The 26258-nt window shown below is 69.9% G+C and carries 24 protein-coding genes; 6 read left to right on the top strand and 18 right to left on the bottom strand.

The window, feature by feature from the left end:
* Positions 1 to 16: 16 nt before the first annotated feature.
* The 4 genes from F4X11_04660 to F4X11_04645 all read right to left on the bottom strand — a co-directional run bounded on the left by F4X11_04660 (position 17) and on the right by F4X11_04645 (position 4272).
* Positions 17 to 475, bottom strand: coding sequence for a hypothetical protein (locus tag F4X11_04660; protein ID MYN64305.1), 459 nt, complete (start codon positions 473 to 475; stop codon positions 17 to 19).
* A gap of 28 nt (positions 476 to 503) precedes the next feature.
* Positions 504 to 1463 (bottom strand): hypothetical protein, encoded by a 960-nt coding sequence (locus tag F4X11_04655; GenBank protein MYN64304.1) that lies wholly within the window; start codon positions 1461 to 1463, stop codon positions 504 to 506.
* 40 nt (positions 1464 to 1503) lie between these two features.
* Positions 1504 to 2643 carry a hypothetical protein gene (locus tag F4X11_04650; protein ID MYN64303.1) on the bottom strand — a complete coding sequence of 380 codons (1140 nt, stop codon included), beginning with the start codon at positions 2641 to 2643 and terminating at the stop codon, positions 1504 to 1506.
* A gap of 192 nt (positions 2644 to 2835) precedes the next feature.
* Positions 2836 to 4272, bottom strand: a complete 1437-nt coding sequence (locus F4X11_04645) for a PQQ-dependent sugar dehydrogenase (protein MYN64302.1) — start codon at positions 4270 to 4272, stop codon at positions 2836 to 2838.
* Between F4X11_04645 and F4X11_04640 the strand changes: the two genes are divergently transcribed.
* Positions 4271 to 4681, top strand: a complete 411-nt coding sequence (locus tag F4X11_04640; GenBank protein ID MYN64301.1) for a helix-turn-helix transcriptional regulator — start codon at positions 4271 to 4273, stop codon at positions 4679 to 4681. The genes F4X11_04645 and F4X11_04640 overlap by 2 nt on opposite strands.
* A gap of 258 nt (positions 4682 to 4939) precedes the next feature.
* Here F4X11_04640 and F4X11_04635 read toward each other — a convergent pair whose 3' ends face one another.
* The 4 genes from F4X11_04635 to F4X11_04620 form a co-directional block, all read right to left on the bottom strand.
* Positions 4940 to 6061 carry an alpha/beta hydrolase gene (locus F4X11_04635; GenBank protein ID MYN64300.1) on the bottom strand — a complete coding sequence of 374 codons (1122 nt, stop codon included), beginning with the start codon at positions 6059 to 6061 and terminating at the stop codon, positions 4940 to 4942.
* 36 nt (positions 6062 to 6097) lie between these two features.
* Positions 6098 to 9040 (bottom strand): TonB-dependent receptor, encoded by a 2943-nt coding sequence (locus tag F4X11_04630; protein ID MYN64299.1) that lies wholly within the window; start codon positions 9038 to 9040, stop codon positions 6098 to 6100.
* 261 nt (positions 9041 to 9301) lie between these two features.
* A complete protein-coding gene (locus F4X11_04625; GenBank protein MYN64298.1) occupies positions 9302 to 9694 on the bottom strand; it encodes a PIN domain nuclease in 393 nt (130 codons plus the stop codon).
* The gene (locus F4X11_04620) at positions 9681 to 9905 is read right to left on the bottom strand and encodes a type II toxin-antitoxin system VapB family antitoxin (GenBank protein MYN64297.1); all 225 of its coding nucleotides are present in this window, start codon (positions 9903 to 9905) and stop codon (positions 9681 to 9683) included. The genes F4X11_04625 and F4X11_04620 overlap by 14 nt, the downstream gene beginning before the upstream one ends.
* A 264-nt stretch (positions 9906 to 10169) precedes the next feature.
* On the opposite strand from F4X11_04620, the gene F4X11_04615 reads away from it, so the two are divergent.
* Positions 10170 to 11558 carry an ATP-binding protein gene (locus F4X11_04615; GenBank protein MYN64296.1) on the top strand — a complete coding sequence of 463 codons (1389 nt, stop codon included), beginning with the start codon at positions 10170 to 10172 and terminating at the stop codon, positions 11556 to 11558.
* Between the two features lie 183 nt (positions 11559 to 11741).
* Here the strand turns inward: F4X11_04615 and F4X11_04610 are convergent, their stop codons facing one another.
* Positions 11742 to 13190, bottom strand: a complete 1449-nt coding sequence (locus F4X11_04610) for a hypothetical protein (GenBank protein MYN64295.1) — start codon at positions 13188 to 13190, stop codon at positions 11742 to 11744.
* On the opposite strand from F4X11_04610, the gene F4X11_04605 reads away from it, so the two are divergent.
* Positions 13069 to 13746: an ABC transporter ATP-binding protein gene (locus F4X11_04605; protein ID MYN64294.1), complete on the top strand. Its 678-nt coding sequence runs from the start codon at positions 13069 to 13071 to the stop codon at positions 13744 to 13746. The two genes, F4X11_04610 and F4X11_04605, sit on opposite strands and share 122 nt — an antisense overlap.
* A 2-nt stretch (positions 13747 to 13748) precedes the next feature.
* Here F4X11_04605 and F4X11_04600 read toward each other — a convergent pair whose 3' ends face one another.
* Positions 13749 to 14189: a transcription elongation protein SprT gene (locus tag F4X11_04600; protein ID MYN64293.1), complete on the bottom strand. Its 441-nt coding sequence runs from the start codon at positions 14187 to 14189 to the stop codon at positions 13749 to 13751.
* Between the two features lie 824 nt (positions 14190 to 15013).
* On the opposite strand from F4X11_04600, the gene F4X11_04595 reads away from it, so the two are divergent.
* Together F4X11_04595 and F4X11_04590 are read left to right on the top strand one after the other, a co-directional pair.
* On the top strand, positions 15014 to 16240 hold the full coding sequence (locus tag F4X11_04595) for a PAS domain S-box protein (protein MYN64292.1): 1227 nt from the start codon (positions 15014 to 15016) through the stop codon (positions 16238 to 16240).
* Positions 16237 to 16896, top strand: coding sequence for a response regulator transcription factor (locus F4X11_04590; protein MYN64291.1), 660 nt, complete (start codon positions 16237 to 16239; stop codon positions 16894 to 16896). Before F4X11_04595 ends, F4X11_04590 begins: the two co-directional genes overlap by 4 nt.
* A 168-nt stretch (positions 16897 to 17064) precedes the next feature.
* Here F4X11_04590 and F4X11_04585 read toward each other — a convergent pair whose 3' ends face one another.
* From F4X11_04585 to F4X11_04575, 3 genes are all read right to left on the bottom strand, one after another.
* Entirely contained in the window at positions 17065 to 18780 is a 1716-nt protein-coding gene (locus F4X11_04585; protein MYN64290.1) for a PQQ-binding-like beta-propeller repeat protein, read from the bottom strand.
* Between the two features lie 34 nt (positions 18781 to 18814).
* Positions 18815 to 19795, bottom strand: a complete 981-nt coding sequence (locus F4X11_04580) for a hypothetical protein (protein MYN64289.1) — start codon at positions 19793 to 19795, stop codon at positions 18815 to 18817.
* Between the two features lie 107 nt (positions 19796 to 19902).
* On the bottom strand, positions 19903 to 20619 hold the full coding sequence (locus F4X11_04575; protein ID MYN64288.1) for a sulfite exporter TauE/SafE family protein: 717 nt from the start codon (positions 20617 to 20619) through the stop codon (positions 19903 to 19905).
* A gap of 34 nt (positions 20620 to 20653) precedes the next feature.
* Here F4X11_04575 and F4X11_04570 point away from each other — a divergent pair, with 34 nt between their 5' ends.
* Positions 20654 to 21334, top strand: a complete 681-nt coding sequence (locus F4X11_04570; protein MYN64287.1) for an NUDIX domain-containing protein — start codon at positions 20654 to 20656, stop codon at positions 21332 to 21334.
* Between the two features lie 71 nt (positions 21335 to 21405).
* Here F4X11_04570 and F4X11_04565 read toward each other — a convergent pair whose 3' ends face one another.
* From F4X11_04565 to F4X11_04545, 5 genes are all read right to left on the bottom strand, one after another.
* The gene (locus F4X11_04565; protein ID MYN64286.1) at positions 21406 to 21936 is read right to left on the bottom strand and encodes a hypothetical protein; all 531 of its coding nucleotides are present in this window, start codon (positions 21934 to 21936) and stop codon (positions 21406 to 21408) included.
* A gap of 111 nt (positions 21937 to 22047) precedes the next feature.
* Entirely contained in the window at positions 22048 to 23262 is a 1215-nt protein-coding gene (gene aroC / locus F4X11_04560; protein ID MYN64285.1) for a chorismate synthase, read from the bottom strand.
* Between the two features lie 207 nt (positions 23263 to 23469).
* The gene (locus F4X11_04555) at positions 23470 to 25128 is read right to left on the bottom strand and encodes a SulP family inorganic anion transporter (protein MYN64284.1); all 1659 of its coding nucleotides are present in this window, start codon (positions 25126 to 25128) and stop codon (positions 23470 to 23472) included.
* Positions 25129 to 25187: 59 nt separating this feature from the next.
* Positions 25188 to 25904 (bottom strand): SDR family oxidoreductase, encoded by a 717-nt coding sequence (locus F4X11_04550; protein MYN64283.1) that lies wholly within the window; start codon positions 25902 to 25904, stop codon positions 25188 to 25190.
* Positions 25901 to 26245 (bottom strand): hypothetical protein, encoded by a 345-nt coding sequence (locus tag F4X11_04545; protein MYN64282.1) that lies wholly within the window; start codon positions 26243 to 26245, stop codon positions 25901 to 25903. The genes F4X11_04550 and F4X11_04545 overlap by 4 nt, the downstream gene beginning before the upstream one ends.
* Positions 26246 to 26258: the final 13 nt, after the last annotated feature.

Below are 26258 nucleotides of genomic sequence, written 5' to 3'. Positions count from 1 at the left end.
GTCCGACAGGCTGCGGCTACCTGGGATTCTCTACGGTGTCGACACCCGGTCGGGCCAGCTCCCACGGGGCGCCGGTGCCGGACGACCCGAGGAACAGCCTCGTCCCGTCGGGGAGCGTGATGTCCCGGCCGTTCGCCCGGTTCGTGCCGTCCTTGGCCTGATACCCGTCGACGTTGACCTCGGTGCCGGGCAGCAGCGACCGCCTCGTGAAGCCCCGCCGGAACAGCACGTTCGGAGTGCCCCCTTCGAACGCCCATTCCTCTGTGGTGCCGTCGTCGAGCTCCACGTCGATGTGGATCCAGACGTGGGGATTGACCCACTCGACCCGCGTGACCGTGCCGCTGAAATCGACCGGCCTGTCGGCGTCGAATTCCGCGGCGAAGGCGTGATGCGCTGCCACTGGCGCGGCCATTCCCGCCAACCACAAGCAGCTCCCGACGACCGCACAGCCCGCAATCAACAGTTTCGTCCTCATGGGCTTTGCCCTCCTTGCCACCGGTTCGTTACCGTCGATACCACTCGTGCAGTGCGTCGCCCGGTGGAATCTTGCGCGTAATCTCCACGATTATCGTCTCGCCTTCCCAGCGCCGGACCAACTGCTCGCGGCGCAGGTTCCCGTACATGAACTCCTCGGCGAACTCGATGCAGGGATAGTCCAGCACGGTGGCGTTCGGTTCCAGGCGACGATAGATTGGCATGGCGATCGACCACGGTTCGGTGAAGGTCTCCGGATCGTCGATCGTCACTTCGTACCAGATGGCGTCCGCCGACAGCGGCGAGTAGCGCTCGGTGAGCTGCAGGGCTTCACTGTGGAAGTTCCCGGCCCGGTCGAACCAGTTCCTGCCGTTGAAGTCCGTCACGTCGACCACCAGCGTGTCGCCTTCCCACCGTCCGACCGAGTGTCCCATGTAGGAATAGTCCGGCGGAAGATCGACCTCGTCCAGGTGGATGATGCGCGCCGCGTTCGAGAACGCGAAGTTCATGTGGATCTTGTTCGTGCCCTGGACGATCTGGAAGGGGTAGGGCATGTACATCGCGCGGGGCGTCCCCGGCAGGTAGCACTTGAGCTCGGGATCGCGGTCGATCCAGTTCGCGCCGTTCTCCTGCTTCACCTGGAGCGCTTCCGGCCGGTACGGGATGCCGCCGTCTCCCTGCACGACCCCCATCGACCCGGGCACGCCGGCCGCGGCGCCCAGCGCCACCACCGGCGCGGCCGGCACCCGGGCGTACTCGTAGGGATAGACGCCCTCCTGCATCACCATGCCCGGCAGCGCCTCGTGCGCCTGCAGATCCCAGTGCGCCTCGTTGAGGGCCTGCCACACGCCGTTGAAGTTCGGCCGCCCGTCGGGGGTCTGCGCCGGCCGCTCCGCCTGGTCCTGGCTGGCCGTGCCGGTCACCCCGAAGGAGAGGACGGCGCCCATGCTGAAGGCGGCAAGGGCCGTGACAACGGTCGAGACTCTCAAACGGTTTCCCATCATCATCGCTCCTTGATGCCGAGATCGCTCAGTCCTGCAAGCCGGTTACGCAGGTCGCCGTGTCCAGCGAGAACGGATCCGGACCGCGCCCATCGGCGAACGCCTGCTCGTCCACGCGGGCGCCGATGAGCAGCGCCGGCAGGCCGTAGTTTCCCTCGTGGCACCGCGGCTCGTAGTAGATTCGGTTCTGCCGGTCGCTCTGACGCTTCAGCTCCTGCCGCACGGTCCACGGCGCCACCCACGCCGCCGGGTCCTCGATGGTCACTTCGTAGGCCAGCGTGTCTTCGTCGACCCGCGTATAGCGCTCGACGAGACGCCGGCTCCCGCCCGACTCGCGGAAGCGGAACTTGGGCGAGAAGTTCGTGGTCTCGATGACCAGCGTGTCGCCCTCCCAGCGGCCGCGCGAGTCTCCGTGCCGCAGGCGGATGCGGTCCGGCGGATGGCTTCCGCTCAGGTTGACGATGCGCTGGTAGCCCTGTCCCTGCCCGGTGTCGTAGCCGATCGCGATGGAATCCGCGCCCTGCACGATGCGCCGGAACCCGTTGAAATCGGGTGTGCGCCCAGACATGCAGCGGTCGCCCAGACTCTGATCCTCCGGCCCGAAGTGGCGGTTCATGCGGCCGGTGTTGTAGAAGGGAACGACATCGAACCGCCGCGGCGACGCCGATCCGTACTCCCCGCCGGCGCAGCCGCTACCGCCGAGGCGGCAGGTCTCGGTGCTGCGCAGGAGCATGAGGCGCCACTCGCGCTCCAACTCGTTCCGCCGCCGGGCCTCCGGCGTGAGGGCGGGGAGCCTCCCGTTCGGCGGATCGACCACGAGCGACGTGCGCGGGCCGGCCGGGCGGGCCGACGTGTAGACGGCGTTGTACGCCCCGGCCACGTCCGTCCGGCCATCCTGCCCGCGCGCGTTGCGGCCCGGGTTGACCATGCGGGCCTGGTCGCGTGCGGCCCGCTCGCCCGCCGTGAAGAACTCCCGATCACCGAGCTCGGCGGGCCGTTCGAAGGGCGTCGCGTAGACGTCGAGCCAGATGCCCTCCAGGTTGGGATGCCCCCACGGAGTCTCGCTCGGCGCCTGCCCTTCGACCGGCACGGCGGCGAGCTGCAGCAGCACCGCGACGGTTGCGATTGCCGTTGCCACGCCGAACGACTCGATCAGTCGTTGCCGCATCTCCACACCTCCCGAGACGTCGGCCGGCTGCCGGACGCGCGGCCCATGGCGATCGGGCTGCGCCGCCGCCGGCGCCGTTGTCGCAGCTCCTGGACTCAGTTCGAATATATGCCCGCTACCGCACCCTGTCAAAGCATTCGCGCGAGGATGAACGCCCTCCGAAGACCGATCCGGATCGGTCTTCCTGACGTCCTATTGCGCTCGCGCCGGCCCCAGCTTCCGCACCCAGCCGTCGCCCTTCGTCAGCAGGTAGAGCTCCCCGGTCGAGTCGATCCCCAGGCGTGCGTCCACCCGGTCGCCGCGGCCGTAGGTGTTGGGGAACCCGGCCACGTCGACCAGGTCGCGCTCCTCGCCGTCCACGATCAGCCGCAACTCCCGGATCTCGGCGAGCTGACCGGCGACGAGCGTGTCCGCATCGATGTACAACACGCGGCCGCGCGGGAAGTCGGTGAAGACGTACTTGCCCTGCAGGGCGGGAATGGCCTGGCCGCGATAGACGAACCCGCCGCCGACGGCGTTGCCCTCGCCGTGGTCGTACTGGGCCACCGGATACACGAAGGCCTGGTCGTCCTGGGCCGGCCGCGGATACACGCGTCCCGGGCGCCTGGCGCCGACCGCGTAGCCGGTGGCGAAGGTGCCCTCCCGGAGCCGCCAGCCGTAGTTGGCGCCGGGCACGCCCAGATTGACCTCCTCCACGAAGTTCTGGCCGATGTCGCCCATGAACATCCGGCCGTCGGTGTCCCAGGAGAACTGCTGCGCGTGCCGCAGGCCGTAGGCCCAGATCTCGGGGGCGACGCCGGCCTCGCCCACGAAGGGATTGTCCACCGGGATGCCGTAGCCCCTGCTTCCGTCGCCCGCGAGGGGATCGATGCGGATGATCGCGCCGTGCGGAACGCCGAGGGACTGGCTGAAGTCGCGGGGATCGTTGGCCGCCCCGGCGTCTCCGAGGCTGGCGTAGAGGATCCCGTAGTCCGGCGACCCCGCGGCCGCCGTCGGATTGAACGCGATGACGCCGATGTTGTGGTTGGAGGCGAACTGGCCGATCCGGAAGACCTCGCGCGACGTGCCGCTGAACACGTTGGCCGCCGGATCGTCGGCCGTCCACTCCCGGATCACGCTCTCGTGGCTCTCGGCGTCGTCGTCGAGGTAGTCCGCCCGACCGCTTTCCGACGTGGCGCTGTACGCCGTGTAGAACTTCCCGTACCCCGGCGTGCCGGCGGCGGCGAACTGCGGGTGGAACGCAATCCCCACCAGACCGGTCTCGTTGGGGAACATCGAGTCGTCGAAGCCGACGTCGCGGGTGCGGATGTCCAGGTAGGTGACCGGCTCCATCCCGCTCTCGTCGGTGATGTAGAGCGGCCCGCGCAGGTCGTTGAGGACCAGGCGCCCCGAGCCGTCCCCGATCGGCGTCAGGTACTGGATGCGGGCATAGGCCAGGTTCGTGATGGCGTCCAGCGCCGATTCCTCGGTCTGCGGCGCGCGCACGAACCGGTTCGCCTCCACGACCAGGTCGCCTTTCCGGATCGGCTCCGCAATGGGGTCGTTCACGGCCTGCACCTGCGCCCCGGCCGGGAGGGCCGCGGCGACGACGAGCAGGGTGGTTGCAGCGAGCGAGCGAGCGAGTTGCATGGGAGGCTCCGTGGAAAGTGTCGGTGGTGGATGCGGCGTCGGCCGGCACCGGTGGTGGCCGAACCCATCGATCATATCGCCCGCCGCCGCGGCGAGGGAAACGGCGGGATTCCTCGATGCGGATCGCGTCGAGCCGAACCGGGTGACGGCCTGTCGCCGCGGACGCGGGCGAGCAGCTCTGACGCCGTGGCGCAAGAGCCGGTGCCAGCCACGCCGCATTGTCGAAGGGGAACACCCCGTGCGCGTCTGGCGCACGCACCGCGGCATGACCGCCCGCTCGCTGGCCGTCGCCGCGGGCATCCCAAGCTCCTACCTCTCCGCCATCGAGCGCGGCGTGAAGCCCGGATCGGTGAAGGCGCTCAAGAGCCTCGCCACCGCTCTGGACGTGCCGTTGGACGATCTCGTGTGACCTCCGCGCGTCGTCCCAGGACCTCGTGCCCTGCGCGAACGCGAACGGCTGCAGCGACTGATCGAACGGCTCGATGGGCAGGGTGGCGGGGAGGACGTCGACGACGTCGGCCGGGATCGGACGGCCATCTCCCGCAGCATGGCCACGAGTTCCCGCGTCGCCACCTGGTTGGTTGCCTGGAGGCTATTCACCCCGACCATTTCCCGCAGCATGGCGGGCAGATCGCCGCCTCGTCGTTCCTGCGCTTGGTTCCACCCGTCATGCTGAACGGAACTTGCGGCGGATCCAGTCGAGCGTCAGCCGGTCGAACTCCTCCGGCTGCTCCTGCTGCGTCCAGTGGCCGCAGTCGGCGATGACGCGGCGCTCGAGGTCGGGAATGAACGACGGCATGGCGTCGGACGACGAGGGACGCAGGATCGTGTCGTTCTCCGCGCCGACGTAGAGGCAGGGGACGTCGATGTCGCCGGTCGGCCGGGGCGTCCCGCCGCCGCGGCCGATGTTCGCCCGGTAGTAGTTGAGCCCGCCGGTGAACCCGGTCGCCTCGAAGGTCTCCACCCAGTAGTCGAGGACGTCGGCGGGCAGGATGAGCTCCCCCCGGTAGTTGTCCTCCTCGATCATCCGCAGCATGTCCATCGTCTTCTCGGCCGAGTCGGGCGGGTAGCCGCGCATGTTCTCGACGTCCCAGTACCATCCCCGGCGGAAGATCATCTCCAGCGCCCGCCGCACGTCGCGGGAGAAGACCGCCTCGGCCCGGCCCGGCTCCAGGAACGTGGTGGCGTAGTAGTTCTCGGTGAAGACGATCAGCGGCTCCTCGGCCGGCGCGCTTGGCGCCTGTCCGCCGAACGCCGGCGTGTTCACGCCGATGACGCCGAGCACCCGGTCCGGGTAGAGCCGCGGCATGGTCCAGACCGCCGCGCCGCCCCAATCGTGGCCGCAGAACAGCGCGCGCTCGATGTCGAGGGCGTCGAGCAGGCCGACCAGGTCCGCGCAGAGGCTCGGGATGGCGTACCCGTCGACCTCCGCGGGCCGGTCGGTCAGCCCGTAGCCGCGCATGTCCGGGGCGATGGCCCGCAGGCCGGCCGCCGGGTAGGAGCGGAACTGGTTGCGCCACGAGTACGCCAGCTCCGGGAAGCCGTGCACGAAGACCACCGGCAGGCCCTCGCCCCGTTCGTACACCGCCATCCTGATCCCGTTGGTGGTGACGAAGTGCGGCGCCGGCAGGCCGGGCGCCGGGCGCACGGCGGGCTGCCCGAGGGCGAACGCCGGGCGGACGAAGGGCGCCGCGGCAAGCGCGGCCGCCGTTTCCCGCAGGAAGCGGCGGCGCGATGGGGATGCCGGGGCGACGGTGCGGGCGGCGTGGTTCTCGTGGCGGTCAGGCAAGGCGGCGGCGCTCCTTCCTTGGGTAGCGGGACCAGTCTAGAAGCGGAAGCCCCAGGCGATCAGGAACGACCGGGCGGAACGGTAGTCGCCGGCCGCGGTCGCTTCGCCGAAGCGGTCTCCCTCGATGTACGCGGTCGGGATCCCGAGTGCGTCCAGCGGGCCGTCGAAATCGGGCCGGACCGTAGTGTTGAAGTAGAGCAGCTTGTCGTTGTTCGTCAGGTTGTACCACTCGATCTTCACCCACGGCCGCAGGCGCCGCCAGACGGGGATGTCGTAGTGCAGCGACAGGTCGAACCGGCCGGAGCCGTTGTAGAGCTCGGACCCGCGCCCGTCCGAGTAGTAGAGCGTGCGCGAGGACGGACCGTCGATGTAGCCGAGCTCGTCGAGAATCGCCTGCTGCTCCGGCGTCACGCGGAAGCTGCTCGACGCCAGGCTGTAGTTCTCCGCCGAGTCGTAGCGCCAGAAGGCGCCGATGTCGAGATTGCCGAACGATCCCACGCCGAGGGTATAGATGCCCCAGACGCGCACCCGTTGCTTCTGGTAGTCGTCGAGGCGGCCCCAGGGGTAGAACCGGTCCGCCGGCGAAATCTCGGGCCAGTCGCCGTAGACCGACGAGACGCCGGGCGTGTTGGTGCCCTCGCCGTCGAAGTTCCCCTCGTTGCGGAGTTGGGTCGTCCAGGATCCGTTCAGCAGCAGGTCGTCGAACAACTGGTAACGCGTCTCGAACTGCAGTCCGTCGTAGTTCCGCTGCAGAACGTCGGGATCGTCCCCCAGGTCGCCGGGGTTCCGGTAGAACTTGTTCGTGAACTCGCCGTACTCGTCCCCGGTGTCCGGATCCGTCAGCACCGTCGTTCCCGTCGTCAGGTCCTGGTAATCCTCCACGAAGCTGCGGGCGCGGCGTCGGACGTAGGTCACCTGGAAGTGCCCGCGTCTGCCGAGCGTGGCGCCGGTCGACAGCGTGAACTCCTCGGTGACGGGCGAATTGAGGCGTTCACCGGTGAAGACGTTCTGCGTCGGGAAGCGGCCCAGGACGGTGAAGTAGTTGGCCGGGTCGAGACCCGGGCAGTCGAGCGCGGTGGCGTTCGGCAGGCCCGGGCACTCGTGCGGCGGCCCGGTGTAGACACCCAGCAGCAGGCTCGGGTTGCCGACGTTGGTGTTCTCGGCGAACTGCGCCTCGCTGTACTTCCCGGAGTACTGGCTGTAGGTCGCCTGAATCGAGTAGCGGCCGTCGCCGAGCGGGTCGTACGAGGCGGCCAGGCGCGGAACGATGGCCCGCGTGTCGACGGTCGTGATGTCGCCCGGCGTCGCCTCGCTCGAGACGTACTCGCCGCGCAGGCCCAGGTTGAACGAGAAGTGGTCGTTGAGCGACCAGTTGTCGTTGATGAAGAACGACGACGTGTTGATGTCGATCCGCGCGCCGCGCGAGGGGATCCAGTTCTCGATGAGCGACTCGAAGGGGGAGAACACCGGGGTCAGCCGGTTGTTCACGAGGACCGGATCGCCGTTGGCGTCCACCTTGTAGTCGGCGTCGAAGACGTAGCCGGTCGACGTCTGCGAGTTGCCGCCGGTGCGCGTGGACCGGTAGCTTTCGAAACCGACCTTCACGTTGTGCGAACCGAACCGCTCGGTGCCGCGGTACCACGTGACGTTGCCGGTCACCTGCAGGTTGTTGCGATCCTCGGGGTCGGTCGCATCGAAATAGGGTGCGTTGTAGTGCCCCAGCTCCTGCGTCAGGGTGATGAACGGCGAGTGCCCGATGGCGGTCTCGCTGCCGCCGCCCCCCCGGAAGCCGAACCGCTTCTGCGACACCTGCGCCTCGGCGAAGACGTTGCGGCTGACGCCGCCGCGCCAGGTCGTCACGTACAGGTCGTTCGGCCGCGTCGCGTCGTTCAGCACGTCGGGCGTGATGCTGAACGCCGAGAACGAGGGACGGCCGAACTGGGCCGTGTAGTTCCGCATGTACTGGCCGGAGAGCGTGTGCCCCGGCGCGAGCGTCGCGGTCAGCTTGATCTGGTTCCGGTCGTTGTTGGCCCGCTCGCTGTACGAGATGCCGGTCTGCCCGAAGCTGTCGCTGTCGGTGGTCCGGGCCCGGCGGTACGAGGTGAAGAACCAGAGGCGGTCGCGCGCGATCGGGCCTCCCAGCGTCGCCTCGTGCGTCTGGTTCAGGACGTCCTCCCGCTCCACTTCGTTCTCGACCTCGTAGGGGTTGAGCCCTTCCCAGGTCGGGTTGTCGTAGTTCGTCCGCCAACTGCCCGAGAAGGTGTTGCCGCCGCTCTTCGTGATGACGTTGACCACACCGCCGGAGAACCGCCCGTACTCGGCGGAGATTCCGGAGGTGAGGACCTGCGTCTCTTCGATCGCGTCGGCGACGTAGAGGCTGTTCGAGGTCCCGAAGAGGTTGTCGTTCGTGTCCACGCCGTCGATCAGGTAGACGTTGTCGTAGGCGAACGAGCCGTTGACCGCGAGCTGGCCCCCGTTGGGCGTGTTCGTATTCAAACCGGGCTGCACCGCGGCGATGGCGAACGGCGAGCGGCCCATCGGCAACGCGTTCACTTCGTCGACCACCATGTTCGAGGCGGTCTCCGTGGTCTGGATCTCCGCCGGGACCACGCCCACCACCTGCACCATCTCGGTCACGCCGGCCGGCGCCAGGACGGCGTTGACGCCCACCTCGCCGCCGAGCGGGACGGTCGCCTCCTCCTCGACGTCGTCGAAGCCGGACAGCGTGAACACCACCGAGTAGGCTCCCGGCGGGAGCTGCGGCAGCGAATAGTTGCCGTTGATGTCGGTGACGGCGGTTCGTGTCCCCTGCAGGGACGGTGAGCTCACGGTGACGGTGACGCCGGGAAGCGAGAGTCCCTGCGAATCGACGGCGGCGCCGCCGATGGCGCCGGTCTGGCGGCCCTGCCCGAAAGCACCGGGCGCGAACGTGAGGGCCAGCGCAAGACCGACCCCCGATGCGAGCACTCTCGATGGCATTCCAATCCTCCCCTTCCGAAGCGAACTTCCCGTTCGGAAGCGTGTGTACCCATCATCGCTCGTTTCGAATTTTCGTGCAGGCGCGTACAGAACGGGAGGGGGCGTAGAAAACGCCAACCCCGGTCGGTGCGCCTGCCGGGCCACTCGGCCGTTCGACTCGGCTACCTTCCGGATAGAGAGGATGCGGGCGTGCGCGGACTCGCCGGCGACGAGATCAGCCACCGCGGCGGGGTCGTGGCTGCCGCCGGCGTCAACGCTCGACTACAGCTCCAGCCAGCGTTCCTGCAGCGGGCGCAGCGCCGCGATGAGTCCGAAGTCCTGGTCGTGGTGGAGCAGCAGCGCCTTGTGCGCGATCGCAATCTCGGCGATGCAGCAGTCGATGGGGCTGTGCGCGGGCGTTCCGAGACGGTGCAGCTCGAAGAAGGTCCGCGCCGCCTGCCGCCAGGTGTCGGGCTCGGGCTCCAGGTAGCGCTGCCCGTCGAGATAGGTCGCCAGCCGGTGCCACTGCTCCTCGCGCGGGGCGCCCGCGAGGAGCTCGATCTGCGTGAAGCGGGTGAGAAAGACATCGTCTCCACTGATCGCTGCTTCGAGCGCGCCCCGCTTGTCCGCGTTGCGCAGCACGTCGATCCAGAGCGATGTGTCAACGATCAACACGGTCGGCATCGCCGCGCAATCCGCGCAGCGCCTTGTGATCGAAGTCCGGTGCGAACTCCAGCGTTCCGGCCAGCTCCAGCAGGTTCTTGCGGGAGCGGCTCTCGACGAGGCTGGTGAGCGCCACGTGCACGACCTCGCGCTTGGTCCGCGCGCCGGTCAGCTTCATCGCCCGCCGAACCAGGGCGTCGTCCAGCACGATGTTGGTTCGCATGGTGTACATGATACACCACCAGAAGTGTAGAAATCGAGGAACGGCCGAATCCGGCCGCGGCGTTGCGGGCCGAGTGATGTTGTGTCGACGTGCCCCCGTACGCCCTGGCGCGCCAGGGGAACCAGCGGGTCGTCGAGATGGTGCGCCCGCACGAATTGGCGGAACCGTCCGACTGAGCCTCCAGCGGTTCGATTGCACGTGTTCCTTGCTAGAACAGATGTATTTTAAGTCGATATATTTGATATTTTAGACGTCTGTTTGAACATGAAGCGATTCGCGGAAGAGACGTTGCACGGTTGGCTGAAGGCCCCGCGCCGCAAGCCGCTGGTGCTGCGCGGCGCACGGCAGGTCGGGAAGACGACCCTAGTCCGGCAATTCGCGGCGGCGGCCGGGCTCGCGCTGTGCGAGGTGAACCTGGAGCGGCATCTCTACCTCGACCGGGTGTTCGAGAGTCTGGACACCGGGCGCATCCTGCGGGAGCTGGAGGCGCTCGGCGGTGTGCGGCTGGACGGGGCGCTGCTGTTTCTGGACGAGGTGCAGGCGACGCCGCATGCGCTGCCGGCGCTGCGCTACCTCTACGAGGACCGGCCGAACCTGCCGGTGGCGGCGGCCGGATCGTTGCTGGAGTTCACGCTCGCCGACCATGGGTTCTCGATGCCCGTCGGACGCATCGAGTACTTGCACCTGGGACCGATGACGTTCCGCGAGTTCCTGGCCGCCGCCGACCCGGAGGTGTCGGAGGAGGCCGCCGCCGCGGATCCGGACGCGCCGTCTGCCGACGCCGTGCACCGCCGGCTGTCACGCCGGCTGCGGGAGTACCTGCTGGTGGGCGGATTGCCCGAAGCCGTGCAGGCGCACTGCGAGTCGGGGTCGCCGCTGGAGGTGGCCGCCGTCCACCGGTCCATCGCATCGACCTACGAAGACGACTTCGCCAAGTATGCGCGGGGGGCCCAGCTCGGCCGGTTGCAGCGGCTGTTCCGCACCGTGCCGCGCACGGTCGGACATCCCGTGAGCTACCGCCGCCTCGACCCGGACGCGCGCGCCGCCGAGGTCGGCCAGGCCGTCGAGCTGCTGGTCAAGGCGCGCGTCTGCCATCGCGTTTCCCACAGCAACTGCGCCGGGCTCCCGCTGGGCGCCGACGCCGGCCGCCGCACCGGCAAGCTGCTGTTCATGGACGTGGGGTTGATGAACCACGTCTGCGGCCTCGATCCGACCGGCATCGAGGCCATGGATGCGGTTCGCCTCGTGAACGAGGGGGGCATCGCCGAGCAGTACGTCGGACAGCAACTCATCGGATTGAACGGCGGGGAGCAGCCGCCGGCGCTCCACTACTGGCTGCGCAATGCACGCAGGGGCAACGCCGAGGTCGACTACGTCGTCTCGCACGGCGACTGGATGGTGCCGATCGAGGTCAAGGCGGGGAGCAGCGGCTCGTTGAAATCGCTCTTGCAGTTCGCGCACGAGAAACGGCCGCCGCTCGCGGTACGGTTCGACGCCAACCCGCCCAGCCTGCAGACGGTGCGCCACACCATCCGCGTTGCGGAAGGAACGCAGCCGGTGACGGTGCGCATCCTGTCGCTGCCGTTGTACGCGGTCGATGCCCTGCCGCGGCTCGTCGGCGAGCAACGCCGGCGCGCCGCGGCCGAGAGATAGCGCCCAGCCGCCCGGGACGGGCGCCCGGTGAAGCCGCGAGCGGGTGCCGGAGGAATGTGCCGTGGGCGCGTGTCGAATGCGACCGGCGCCGGACACCCTGTTCAGGCATCCGGCGCCGGACTTGCGGGGGGTTGGCGCGTCACGGCCCCCTGCGCTCGTCGAAGGGCCGCCGCGCGCCGCGGACTACTGGACCGACAGGCCCGCCTCGGCGGCGATCTCGCCGATCCGGCCCGCCTGGTTCGGGTTGTTGCCCATGACCTCGCGCAGACGGCGCACGATCTGCGCCTGCTCGTCGTCGGACAGGTCGCCGGCCGCGCCGGCCGCGTTGCGGACCGCCGCGTAGCAGTCGTCCTCGTAGGTGATCGAGCCGCACTGGGCGGTCAGCTCGGCGAGCAGCCCGGCCGCGCCGGAGCGCTCGCCCGGGGCGCCGCCGCCGGTGGCGCCGAACACCTCGTTGGCCTGCTGGATCTCGGCCGCGGCGCCGCGGCTGATGTTCGCCGCCTCGGTACCCGCCTGGAAGCAGGTGAACGACGCCCGGTTGGCCCAGCGCAGCGGCGCGCAGGCGTGGATGCCGGCGTCGAGGGCCGCGTCGCGCACCTCGGTGATCAGCGCCTCGTACTCCGGATCGCCCTCGCCGTAGCCGGAGAAGTTGCCGAGGTCGCCGCTGGCCGCGAACAGCCCCGTGACGCCCGGGATCTGCGCGATCTCGCGCGAGGCTTCCACGCCCTCGAGGGTCTCGATCATCAGGATCAGCACCACGTTGTCGTTGTAGGTCTGCCGGTAGCCGCCGGGCACCTGGTTCCACAACTCGCCCGCGCCCTGGCCGCCGCCCGCGCTCCGCCGGCCGATCGGGGGGAAGTAGGTCCAGTCGACCGCGGCCTGCGCCTCTTCGACGCTGTCGACGGTCGGCACCACGATGACCAGCGCGCCCATGTCGGTGGCGTGCTGGATCTCGCGCTCGTCGGCATACGCCACGCGCGCGCCGGGGGCGGCGGGTCCCGGACAGGTGCGCCACATCCGGGAGACCTGCTCCCACGAGATGGACTCGTGCTGCATCTCCACCCAGACGAAGTCGTAGCCGGCCGCGGCCATCGCGCAGTACGTGCGCGGGTCGGTGGCGCGCACCGTGCCGCCGATCATCGGCCCGCCCGCGACGAGCTTGGCCTTCGCCGGGTTCCAGATCTGGGCGGTCGTGCCGTCCGGCAGCTCGAAGCGCGAGCCGTACTCGAAGTCGGCGGCCCGGAACTGCTCCGCTTCCTGGGCGGCGGCATCCTGCGCCGTCCCGCCGACCAGCAAGCCGGCGACGGCAACTACGGTGAGCAACGTGGTGATTCTCATGACATCCTCGCTTCTGGTGAGGCCGTTGTGGTGCGCGTCAGACGCGCTGGAATCCCGTGACGCACGGAGTCTACTCCGTGACTCGCTCCGCCATCCACCGGGCCGGCCGTTGCTCCGCATTCCGGGCCGGAGTCCGCGGCGAGGCCCGCGCGGCGGACTGGTAAGCTCTTCCATGCCCGAGCCGCTGATCGCACTGCGCGACGTCGAGAAGGTCTTCCGCCACGGGGTCAGCCGGACGTTCGTCCTGCGCCGGATCACGCTGGAGATCGCCGCCGGCGAGTTCGTCTCCATCATGGGCCCGTCCGGGGCCGGCAAGTCGACGCTGCTGCACATCCTGGGAATGCACGACGCCGAGTGGTCGGGGGAGTACGACCTGCTCGGCCAACCCGTCCACAAGCTGCGGCAGAAGCACCGCCAGGCGCTCGGCCGGACCCACATCGGCTTCGTGTTCCAGAGCTACCACCTGCTCGACGACCTGACGGTGGCGGAGAACCTCGACGTGCCGCTCTCGTATCGCAACGTGCCCCGCGCGGAGCGCCAGAGCCTGGTCGCCGACACCCTCGATCGTTTCCAGATCGTCGGCAAGAAGGACCTGTATCCCAGCCAGCTCTCGGGCGGGCAGCAGCAGCTCGTGGGCGTCGCGCGCGCCCTGATCGCCAAGCCGACGCTGATCCTGGCCGACGAGCCGACCGGCAACCTCCATTCCAGCCAGGGCCGAGAGATCATGGAGCTGTTCACGCGGCTCAACGGGGAGGGGACGACCATCGTCCAGGTCACCCATTCGGACGCCAACGCCGCCTACGGCAGCCGCATCGTCCAGCTCCGCGACGGGTGGCTCGTGGACGATTGACCTCAACCCGCGGGTTCTTCGCCCGTGTTCCAGCGCCACGCGACCGTGCGCCCGCACGCCTTGCAGATCGCGCCGTGGCGCAGTCTGCGGCTCAAGCGCTGGCGGAACCAGCGCCGCCGGCAGCCGCACTCGCCCACCCAGCGGGCCGCGGTGTGGGTGAGGTCGTGACAGCGCTCGGCGGTGGAGCCGATCTCGCGCGCCTTGCGCTGCCAGACGGCGTCGTGGCCGTGCTCGGCGCCGACGATCGCGTGTGCGATCTCGTGCAGCAGGGTGTTCTCGATGTCGGCCCGGGTCGCCCGCAGGCAGTAGCTCACCGACAGGTCGATGCGCGTCTCCCGGTAGCGGCAGACGCCGGCCCGCGCCGTAGAGAGGTCGAAGCCGAACGTCCACTGCGTGCCGAGTCCGCTCTGCGCCTGATGCCGCGCGAGCAGGCGCCGCGCCATCGTCTCGACGTCGGCCAGGGTGCACTCCCGCTCCGGCACCCGTTCCACGACCTCCAGGAGGCGGTAGGGCACCTGCCACCGGCCGTCGTCGCCGGCCAGCACCACCGCGCGGGCGGCCTGCAGCTCGGCCACCACGCCGGTGATCGACTGGCCGCGGGTCGTGAACCGCACCCGGCTGCCGGGGGGAGCCGCGGCGCCGGGGAAATCGGCGGTGATGGCCCCGCGGGTGCGGGGCGGCGACGGCCAGAGGAAGTACTGGAGAGGCGATCGCACAGGTGCTCCAGGAATTCTACGTGCAGGCGACGCGGGCGACGAAGCCGGACGTCTCGCCCACGAGGCCGCCGTGAACCTGGTCGAATCGTGGCTGCGCCAGGACCTGCAGGGCGGCGTGCACTTCGCCGGCGTGACGGTACGGAATCCGTTCGCGTGAGCTCGCGGCGGCGGCCGATCAGGCGTTGCCGACGGAGGAGGGGGAAAACGCCGTCGCTGTCGGACGGAACCGACGCCCGCCGGCCGGACAGCGTGATGCGCCCGTCACGCCGTCCGGCCCCGCGCCCGAGGAGTGGCCTGCGCGGCTCGCACTGGACAGATTGTCGTTGGAGCGTCCACGCCGCGCGACACGGCGGTCACGCGCGTTTCGGTTCCCGGGCTGCGGTCGCGCCGGCCTGGCGCAACGGCGATGCCTCCGCCGTACAGACGGCGCGCGGGGCCGCGAGCCGTCTGCCGGCGAAGGCGCTGGAAGTCCGGTGGTGTGTCCATCGTGCCTCCATCTCTCCCCGGGCCGGCCAAGCCTCGCGCCGCCCCGGTTCTGAGTGCAAGATACGATGTCCCGGGGCGCCTGGAAACTAGGGATATCCCCAGGTCCTCGGATCGCGGCCGCTCGGGTACATCTGACTGCAGGCATGCAGAAGACGCGCGACGCCGACCGGGAGCAGTTGCGCGAGCAGTCCCTGCGTGCGCTGGAGGCGGCGCGGGCGCGCTACGAGAACCTGTACCAGGACGCGCCGGACATGTTCGCCTCGGTGACCGTCGACACCGAGCGGGTCGTGCAGTGCAACGCCACGCTGCTGCGCGCGACCGGCTACCGGCGGGTGGAGGTGCTCGGGCGCCCGATCCGCGAGCTGCACGATGCGGGCAGCGCCGCCGCTCTCGGCCGGGCGCTGGAGACCGCCCGCGCGGACGGACGGGCGGGAGACGTGGAGCTTCGACTGCGGCGTCGGGACGGCAGCCTGCTGGACGTCAGCCTCGGCATGGCGCTTATCCGGGACGAGCGCGGCAACTATTACTACCGGTCCATCTGGCGGGACGTGACCGACCGCAAGCGGGCCGAGGACGCCCTGCGGCGGAAGCAGGCGGAGCTCGAACAGAGTCAGGCCGAGCTGCGGGCGCTGGCGGGGCGGCTGCTGACGGCCCAGGACGACGAGCGGCGGCGCATCTCGCGCGAGCTGCACGACGACGTCAACCAGCGGCTCGCAATGCTGACGCTCGACGTCGAGTCGCTGCAGGCCGGCGTGCCCCGTTCACCGCGGGCGACCGCCGAGCGGCTCGGGGCCATCCGCGACCGGCTCGTGGAGCTGTCGGACGACGTGCACGGCCTCGCCTACGGCCTGCATCCGTCGGTCCTGGATCATCTGGGCCTGCAGGCGGCGCTGCGGTCCCACGTGGCGGATCTGCGGCGCCACGGATCGATTCGCATCGACCTGCGGATCGGCGATCTGTCCGAGCCGGTTCCGCCCGCGGTGGCGGCGTGCCTGTACCACGTGGCGCAGGCCGCGTTGCGCAACGTCGTCAAGCATGCCCGCGCCAGCCGGGCGACGGTCGACATGGCGCCGGCCGACGGCGGGATCCGGCTGACGGTGTCCGACGACGGCGTCGGGTTCGCCGTGCCGGCGCGCTCGACCGAGGGGTTGGGGATCGTGGGGATGCAGGAACGGGTGCGGCTGGCCGGCGGGCGCTTCGAGCTCGCCTCGCGGTCCGGGGCGGGAAGCCGGGTCACGGTGTGGGCGCCGTTGCCGGGCGCTGCGGCCGGTGGTGAGGGCGGCGCGGAATGACGAAGACGGCGGCGAAGCGGCCGCGGGTTCTGCTGGCGGACGACCATACGCTCGTGCTGGAGGGCCTGCGCCGGCTCCTCGAGGACCAGTGCGAGCTGGTCGGCATGGTCGAGGACGGCCGGGCCCTGGTGGAGGCGGCGCCGAGGCTCGCGCCCGACGTCGTCCTGCTCGACATCTCGATGCCGCTGCTCAACGGGCTCGACGCGGCGCGCCGGCTGCGCACCCTGGTTCCCGACACCCGGATCATCTTCCTGACGATGCACGCCGATCCGACCTACGCCAGCGAGGCCTTCGAGGCGGGGGCCGCCGGCTACCTGCTGAAGCGCTCGGCCGCTTCGGAGCTGGGAGTCGCCATCGCCGCGGTCCTCTCCGGCCGCAAGTACCTGACGCCGCTCATCACGAGCGACGCGTTGCGGGCGAGCGTGCCCCGCTCGGTGGCGGTGCCGCCCACCCTGGGCAGGCTGACGCCGCGCCAGCGGGAGGTATTGCAACTGGTGGCCGAGGGACACACCGCCAAGGACATCGCGGCCCGCCTCGGCATCTCGGTCAAGACCGTCGAGTTCCACAAGGCGAGCATCATGGATCGGCTCGGGGTGCGGACGGCGTCGGAGCTGACGAAGTACGCGGTGGCGCACGGATTCACCGAGCTGCCGTGAACTGCGGCCGCCTGCCGTCTGCCGGACCGGGTTTCCCGGACCCCGACCGCAACGCTGCCGATGGGTAGCTCGTCGCTCCGGGATTCCAGGCGCCGTGCACAGAGAGAAGCCCGGGCCGGAGAGAAGGCCCGGGCTTCCCGTATTTCCGCCGTCGCGCGGCGCCGGCTGCTACTCGTCGAGAGCGAAGACGAACAGCCCGTTGCCCCCCACCGGACGCTTCTCCTCCGGCATCAGGTCGGTGGGGATCATGCCTTGCCAGCTCGCGCCGCCGGCGCCGACGGGCACCGCGACGTACTGCCGGCCGTCCACCGCGTAGCTGATCGGAAACCCCTGGATCGAGGTCGGCAGGCGCCGGCTCCAGAGGATCTCGCCGTCGGCCGCATCGAAGGCGTAGATGTAGCGGTCCCAGCTACCGGCGAACGCCAGCCCGCCCGCGGTGGTCAGCGCAGCGCTGTTGATCGGCGTCTTGAACCGCTGCCGCCAGAGGACCTCGCCGGTGCGGATGCTCATCGACAGCAGCTCGCCGAGCTGGCCGGGGCTGTCCGGATGGAAGTGGTTGGTGCGCCGCACCGGACCGGTGCCGCCGCCCCCCTCGACCCGTTCGACGGGGCCGAACACGCCGGTCTCGCAGTTCAGGTTGATGGGGATGACGAACGCCTCGGTCTCCGGGTGGTACGACATCGCCCGCCAGCTCTTGAAGCCGGCCGTGCTCGGGCACCAGAAGACCTCCTCGTAGAGCTCGGGGATCATGCCTTCCCGGTGCGTCACCTCGCCGGTCTCCGGATCGACGTCGGCGAAGGTCTGGTAGCCGAGGTCGTGCGCGTTGCGGAACCCGCCCGTCTCGAGGTCGAGCTCCCAGAGCACCGCCATCTTGCCCATCGTGAACACCGAGCGCTGTCCGTCGTAGTCGACCAGGATCCGCTCGAAGGTCTCGTCCATGTCGAGCGTTTCGCCCGGGATGTGCTGGTAGTACCACTTCATCTCGCCGGTGTCGGGATCGAGGGCGAGGGTCGAGTTGGTGTAGAGCGCGTCGCCGTCGGTGCCGCGCACCACCCGCGCCCACGGCTTGGCCTGCGACGTGCCGTGGAACAGGGTGCGGGTGGCCGGGTCGTAGCTGCCCGGAATCCACGAATCGCTCCCGGCCCGGAACATGAGCGGCAGATCGCCCCACGTGTCGCCGCCCCGCTCGCCGGGCAGCGCGATGGTGGACGTCCGCCACAGCTCGTCCCCGGTGCGGGCGTCGAGTCCCACGATGTAGCAGGTGTCTTCGCGGTAGCGGCCGCAGCCGGTCAGACCCGACACGACCTTGCCGTCGGCGACGATCGACCCGCTGGAGTACTGGAAGCCGACCCCCCGGCCGACGTCCGTGTCCCAGACCGCCTCGCCGGTCCGCGCGTCGATGGCGATGATGTGGGCGTCGGCGGTGTTCAGGTAGACCTTGTCCTCGTAGATCGCGATGTTGCGGTGCTGCCGGCCCGGCGGCGGTCCGCCGAAGCTGTTTCCGGGCGGGGGCGCGTCGCGCCGGTACTCCCACAGGAAGTCGCCGGTCGCGGCGTCGAGCGCCTGGACGATCTCGCCGGGGTTGGCGATGTACAGGACCCCGTCGTGTACCAGCGGGGTGGTCTGCTGGGACCCCGGCCCGAGGCTCCAGCTCCAGGCCAGCCGCAGGTCGTCGACGTTCTCCGTCGTGATCTGGTCCAGGGGGCTGTGCCCCTGCCCGTCCAGCGTGCGGCGCCAGCTCAGCCAATCGGCCGCCGGCGGTGCGGCAAGCATGTCGTCGGTGACCGGGAGGTAATCCTCTACCTGCGCGGCGGCGGGGCCGGCGAGCCCGGCGCCGAGCGCGGCGGCGAGGACGGTTGCTGCGAACGAAAAGCGACGTGTCATGAATGGCTCCGGAATCTGCTTTGCGGTGATCGGTTTACTGCTGCTGGGCGGCCCGCGCGTCGTCGGCGCGCGCGCCGGCGAGGATGCCGTCCATGCCGATGTTGCCCTCGTGGCAGGCGTACTCGTAGACCGGCTCGTCGGTCCGGAACATCGTCACCTCGAAGGTCCACGGCTGCGTCCAGGTGGACGGGTCGTCCATCGTCGCCGCGTAGAGCAGCGTCTCGCCGTCGACGCGGGTGAAGCGCTCGGTGAGCAACATGTCGGGGCTCGATCCCTGGCGCTCGCTGAACGCGGTGTCGGTATGGAAGTTGCGGGTCTCGACGACCAGCGTGTCTCCCTCCCAGCGGGCGCGCGAGTCGCCCCGCCACTGCGTGACGTCCTCCGGCAGGCGATCCCGTCCGTCCAGCGGAATGATGCGCGAATCGTTGACCATCTCGTTGAGGATCACGATGTGGTCAGGGGTCTGGAAGAGCTGCGCGTGGTTGTTGTAGGCGCGCGGCTCCATCGGCGGGCCGGCGTTGAAGCCGAGGAGGCACCGCTCGCCGATGCTGCGGTCCTCGGGGCCGAAGGCGGGGCGCCCGCGCCGCACGGCCACCGCGTCCTTGCGGGCCTGTCCGCCCGCGGTCACCGCCGGAATGCGTCCGTTCGGGGGATCGACGATCAGCGACGTGCGCCGGTTGCTGACCGTGCGCGTGCCCCGGTCCATCCAGAAGTTGTTGTAGGCGCCGACGTTTCCGCCGGCCTCGGTGCGGCGCGCCTCCGCCGCCAGCAGTTGCGCGTTGCGGTCGACGGTGGCCTGCTCGAGGTTCGCGGCTTCCTCCTCGGTCAGGAACGCTTGGTCGCCCAACTCCTCGGGACGCTCCATCGGCGTGATGGTGCGAAAGTCCCAGATCCCCTGCAGGTCCGGCGCGCCCCACGCCGTCCGCGGCATTTCGTTCTGCGCGGCGGCCGGCGCCGGCGCCAGCGATACGGCCAGGATTCCCGCGAGCAGCAGCACAAGATGACGGGCTTTCATCGGAACACCTCTCTGAACTCCGAAGGAGACACGGCCACGCGATACAAACCCAAGGATCGATCCAATCGCCGGCGGGGTCAACCGGAGACCCGCATGCGCTGGCACCTCTAGAGGATCTCCCGGAGGACGATCGCCGCGCCGGTCAGGGCCACGACGGTGAGAACGGCCGGCCGGGTACGGCCGCGGTCGACGTAGGGCGCGACGCGCCGCGACAGGGCGAGTCCGGCCAACATGCCGGGCAGCATCACCAGCGCCAGCCGGAACTCGTCCGCCCCGAAACGGCCGACGACCCACAGCGCCGCGAGCGACACGATGGTGCCGACCACGAAGAAGCCGGAGATCGTGCTCCGGATGCGGGCGCCGGGGGCGTCCTGGTAGAGCAGCGCCAGCGGGGGGCCGCCGACCGCTGCGACCGTGCCGAGCACGCCCGAGAGCACGCCGGCGGCCACCAGGGCGCGGCCCGTGGGTACGAAGCGCAGTCCGGAAACGCTCATCGCCACGGCGGCCAGGATGAATATCCCGAACAGCAGCACGAGGGTGTCGGCCGCCACGATCGCCAGGATGCCGCCGGCGACGACCGTGCCCGCGACGCGCCCGAGCATCGCCCACTTGATGCCGCGCAGGTCGATCGCGTGGCGCTCGCGGTACGCCATGAGCAGCGTCAGCACTAGGGTGCAGGCGAGGATGGGCGCCGGCACGAACCGCGGGTCCAGCAGGATGAGCAGCGGCGCGGCGAGCAGCCCCATCCCGAAGCCGATGGCGCCCTGCAGCGTCGACCCCACGAACGTGAGCACGGTCACGAAGACGACGTCGGCGATGGACAAAACGGTACAGTCTACCGTCCGCTAAACTTTTATCGTGAGCGCAACTCCGGTGACGCCGCGGCCGGCCGCCTCCGTCATGCTCGTCCGGCAGGGTGCTCGGGGACTCGAGATCCTCTTTCTCCGGCGCAATCCGACGCTGGCCTTCCACGGCGGCTACTGGGTCTTTCCCGGCGGGCGGATCGACGCGGACGACGCCGATCCCGATGCGCCGGGCGACGAGGCGGCGGCGGCGCGGCGGGCCGCGGTGCGCGAGGCCCGCGAGGAGGCGGGCGTCGAGGTGACCCCCGAGTCGCTGGCCTTCGCCGTCCACTGGACGACCCCGGAGGTCAGCCCCATCCGCTTCGCCACCTGGTTCTTCGTGGCGCGGGCCCCCACCGAACGCATTACGGTGGACGGCGGCGAGATCCATGCGCACCAGTGGCTGGGGCCGGCCGACGCGCTTGCGCGGCAGGCCGCGGGGGATATCAAGCTGGCCGCGCCCACCTTCGCCCTGACGACGCGGATGGCGGCGTTCGACGATGTCGAGACGGCCCTCGCCGCCGTGGCGGGCTGGCCGGAGGAGCGCCTGCTCGGCGATCTGCTCGACGTGGAAGGCGGGCAGGTCGCGTTGTATCACCAGGATGCCGCCCACGGGGACGGTCGACTCGACCTTCCCGGTCCGCGGCACCGCCTGTGGATGCTGGAGTCGGGCTGGCGCTACGAGCGGGCGTTCTGAGCCGACCCGAGCGGGCGGCCCCACTCTCGCTTCCTGCCGCGGCGGGGGACAGAACGTCCGGGCGTGTGGGGCTATTCCCCGTCTTCCGCGTCGAGCGGCTCGATGGTGCCGTACATCAACCCGCCGTACTCCCCGTGGTCCCAGGTGCCGGCGTAGCGGCTGTCGTGGAAGACCACCCGCGCGCCGAACTCCTCGCCCAGGCCGGGGATGGCGAAGTCGGTGATGCTGACCATCGGCGTGTCGCCGGCCCAGACCATCGGCACGACCACCGGCAGGGTGGCGTCGACGCTGCCGTAGGTCATGTGGACGTCGAAGCGCCAGCGGTCACCTTCCAGCTTCGTCACCTCGCTGATGGCGTAGCGCTCGGGGAGGCCGTCGCGGCGCTGCTGTCCCTCGATGGTGAAGTGCCCGACGAGGACGACGTTGCGCATCCGCTCGGTGAACTCGCGCTCAAGGTCGGTGAGCGAGGCGGGGTCGGCTTCCTGTCCGCGTCCTGTGGCGGCGGTCAGCCAGCCGAGGCCGAACACGAGGATCAGGACCGCGCCGGCGGCGGCTATCTTGGCTATGGCACCGACGTTGACGGGTTTCGTCTCGGCATGCATCGCAATCGACCTCCCGGATTGCGGCGATTATAGCGTGCGGCGCGTCCTGATCCCCTGCGCCGGTGTCCGTGTCCCGCCAGGTCCCGTTCGGCGGCATCGAGGGGGGATTGGTCAGCTTCCGCCCGCGGCCTGCCAGCGCAGCCAGTGGTCGGCGAGGACCAGCGCGACCATCGCCTCCGCCATCGGGATGAAGCGCGGGAGCAGGCAGGGGTCGTGGCGCCCCTTCGTGGCGATGGTCGTCGGCTCGCCGGTGCGGGTCACCGTCTCCTGCGGCTGCGGCAGGCTGCTGGTCGGCTTGACGGCGGCCCGCAGCACGATCGGCATCCCGCTGGAGATGCCGCCGAGCATGCCGCCGTGGCGGTTCGTGCGGGTGGCGATGCGGGGTGAAGCCGGAGCGCCTCCACCCGCTGCCGACCTGTCCCCGGCGTTGCCGGCAGTTTCTCCGACGTCGTCGGCCGGGCGGTTGCCGCTCCCGATCGTTCGCTCCAGGACCTCGGCCGCGTAGAACACGTCGTTGCTCTCCGTGCCGCGCAGCGTCGCGCAGCCGAAGCCGACGCCGTACTCGACCCCGAGCACCGCCGGCAGGCTGAACAGCGCCTTGCCCAGGTCGGCCTTCAGCTTGTCGAAGACCGGCTCGCCGAGTCCGGCCGGGATCCCCGCGGCGACTATCTCGGCCACGCCGCCGATCGAGTTCTGCTCGGCGCGCATCCGCTCGATCAGCGCCACCATGCGCTCGGCCGCCGCCGCGTCCGGGCAGCGCACGATGTTGGGCCGTCCGTCCGGGAGCTGCTCCACCCGGTCGAGGGTGACTGCGGCCGGGTCCGGAATCTCGGCCGCCACGCCGCCGACCTGCTTCACGTAGCCGACGACCCGCCCGCCGAACCGCTCCGCGATCAGCTTCTTCGCGATGGCCCCGGCGGCCACGCGGACCGTCGTCTCGCGCGCGCTCGACCGCCCGCCGCCCCGGTAGTCGCGGAACCCATACTTGGCATCGTAGGTGTGGTCGGCATGCCCCGGGCGGTACTTGTCCTTGATGGCGGCATAGTCGCGGCTGCGCTGGTCGCGGTTGCGGATGAGGATCGCGATGCTCGTGCCGGTGGTCTTCCCCTCGAATACGCCCGACAGGATCTCCGGCGCATCCGGCTCGTCGCGCTGCGTGACGATGGCGCTCTGCCCGGGCCGTCGCCGCGCGAGGTCGGGGATCAGGTCCTCGACGCGCAGCGGCAGTCCTGGGGGACAGCCGTCGACGATGACCAGATTCCCGGGGCCGTGCGATTCGCCCGCGGTCGTGATCCGGAACGCCTGCCCGAAGCTGTTGCCCGGCATCCCGGAAGGGATCGTACTCTCATGCCCGGTCCCGGTCGAACGCGGTCACGTCATCGATGCGCCGGGTTCGGTGGCCAGGATCTCACCTCCTCGGCCGTGTAAAGATCCGTCGCGTGGGCCAGACCTCCGTCGGGCAGTTGCCGGAAGCGGGGCGCGGCTTCATCGATGGCGTAATAGTTCTCGCGTGGAGCGCGCGAGCGTCGCGTTTCAGGTCACCGATCGGCTCGGCGCATGCGACCGGTCTCTGGTGTCGAGGACGCGTTTCGCCGCGCGCCTCGCCTCGTCCAGGCTGTCGACGATATGATGCTTGGGGACGCGCCTGAGCACGTCGAGCGATTGCAGGGCGCCGGCGACCGGGTCGGAGAGATTCATCACGATGCAAGCCGTCCCGTCCTCGGCGGCGATGCCGATAAGCTGTTCCATGATCAACGCTGCGCTGTCGTCCATGTGAGTGGTGGACGAGAAATCGAAGATCACGACATCGTGCTCGCGGATGTCCGCCCCGACGACGCGCGCCAGCGCGTTGGCGGAGGCGACGGAGAAGCGGCCCCGCAGCACCACGAGACCGACGCGGGCCATGTAGGGGTCGAGCTCGCCCGCGCCCTTCCCGTCCGGGAGGAACGACTGGTCGAGCAGCGGCGCGGAGACGACGCCGTCCAGCTCCAGGCGCTCGGCATCCCGCGCCTGCGCGATGGCCGCGGCGATGAAGCCGAGCGCCACGGCGGTGACGAGATCCACGAACACGGTGAGGACGAGCGTGATCAGCATCACCACGGCGTAGCTGCGTCCGATCCGGCGGATCCGGGTCAGAAAGCGCCAGTCGATCGTGTCCCAGCCGACTTTCGCCAGAATGCCCGCGAGGACCGCCTGCGGGACAGGTTCGGCGATCCGGCCCATCCCGAGGGCCAGCGCCAGCAGGACGGCGGTGCGCACGACGCCTGCGAGCGCGGTCCTGCCGCCCGCGCTGATGTTCAGCACGGTGAGCGGGGGGGATCCTGCGCCGGGCAGGCCGCCGATCAGTCCGGCCGCGATGTTGCCGATCCCCTGCCCCACCAGCTCGCGGTTGGGATTGTGACGCCTGCGGGTCAGCGAGTCGGTCACCAGCAGGGTGAGCAGGCTGTTGACGGAGCCGATGAGGGCGAGTATGAACGCCGGTTGCAGGGCGCTGGCGACGAAGTCGAGGGAGAACGCGGGCGTCTCGAAGCTGGGCGGGCCGGACACCGTCGCCCCGAGGACGGGGGCGTCGCCGAACCAGAGCGAGGCGGCCAGGCTGCCGATGATCAGGGCAGCCAGCGGCGCGGGCAGAAACCGGCGGATTCTGCGGGGCCAACCACAGCTCACCGCCAGCGCCACGGCGGCCACCGCGACAGCGTCCGGGTTGACGGCGGCCACCGCGTCGGGCCATGACCGGATCGTGTCGAGGGCTCTTCCCGGCGCGGTCGCGGCACCGAGCATGGGCGCTCCCTGCATGACGACGATGATGATGCCGATGCCGGACATGAACCCTGAGACTACCGAGTACGGCGTGTAGGCGACAAAACTGCCGAGCCGCAGGACCCCCAGCAGAATCTGGATCGACCCGGCGAGGATGACGATGGTGAACGCTTCGGCGAGGTGGTCGGCGTGCCGGGTCACCACGACCGCCGTGGCGATGGCCATCGGTGCGGCGGTGCCCGACACCTGTGCGGGCGCCCCGCCGAAGACCGCCGCGAAGAATCCGACCATCACGGCGCCGTACAGGCCGGCGAGCGGGCCCAGCCCCGAGGCGACGCCGAAGCCCAGCGCCACCGGCAGAGCCACGGCCGCCGTCGTCACGCCGCCGAACAGGTCTCCGGCCAGAGCCGGCGCGTTGAAGGAACCGCGCACGCGCAGTGCCACCTCCGGGGCGCCCGCATGGTGGAGCACGCGGGGCAAGCCGTACGGAATCAGAGGTTGGGAATTCCGCCGAGATATATCACCTGTCCGGTCACCGCATCGCTCTCCGGGCGCAGGAAGAAGTCCAGGACGTTGGCGACGTCGGCGAAGGTTCCCATCCGCTTGACCGCCATCGCGTCGAGGAGGTGATCGACCTTGTCCTTCGACAACCCGCGGATCATGTCGGTCTCGATTGGGGACGGGCCGATCACGTTCACGGTGATGCCGTACTCCGCCAACTCCCGGGCCATGACCTGCGACAGGCTCTCCACCGAGGCCTTGGACGCGACGTAGGCCGACTGACCGCCCAGACGCATGGGTACGGCCAGCGAGCTGAAGTTCACGATGCGCCCGTACTCCCGCCTCTGCATCAGCTTTGCGGCTTCGCGACTGACCAGGAACGTGCCGACGACGTTGGCGCTCATCATCTTCTCGACGGAAGCCGCCGGCGTCAGCAGAACATGGTTCATCGAGGTTACTGCCGCGTTGTTGATCGCCGCGTCCAGACGGCCGTAGCGTCGCTTGACCTCGCGAAACAGCGCCTTGACCTGCCGCTCGTCGGCCACGTCGGTCCGCAGGTGGAAGAAGCCCTCGGCCGTCCAGTCCGCGTCCAGACGGCTACAGCCGACCACCCGGTACCCGCGGTCGAGCAGATGCTCGGCCAGGGCCCTGCCGATCCCTCTTCGAGCCCCGGTCACCAGGGCTACCGGGCACGGTCCGCTATTCATCGGCTGGTCGGCCTGCTCGCTGACGCTTCCTGCACGGCATCGTTCGTCGCGTCGCCGGACAATTCAAGTATGTAGTCCGCCAGCGTGTCGATCGTGCGGAAGGGACTCTGCCGGCGCGAGAACGCCTCCTCGCTCACCAGTGTCACTTCCACCTCGTACTCTTCCTCCAGGACCGACTCGACGCCGGTGATGAAGGTGACCAGGCCGATGGAGCTGAGCACGGCGTCGCTCCCCAACAGCGGCGCGCCCGCCCCGGCCCGCCCGGGATCGTCCCAGCCCTCTTCCTTCAGCGCGTCGACCAGCAGCGCGGTCATCATCTCGATCAGATCGGTTTTCTGCATGTTCTCCCCACCG

Source organism: Acidobacteriota bacterium (assembly GCA_009861545.1).
In the GTDB taxonomy this organism is placed as follows: Bacteria; Acidobacteriota; Vicinamibacteria; order Vicinamibacterales; family UBA8438; genus WTFV01.
This window is presented reverse-complemented; position numbering and strand designations above follow the sequence as displayed.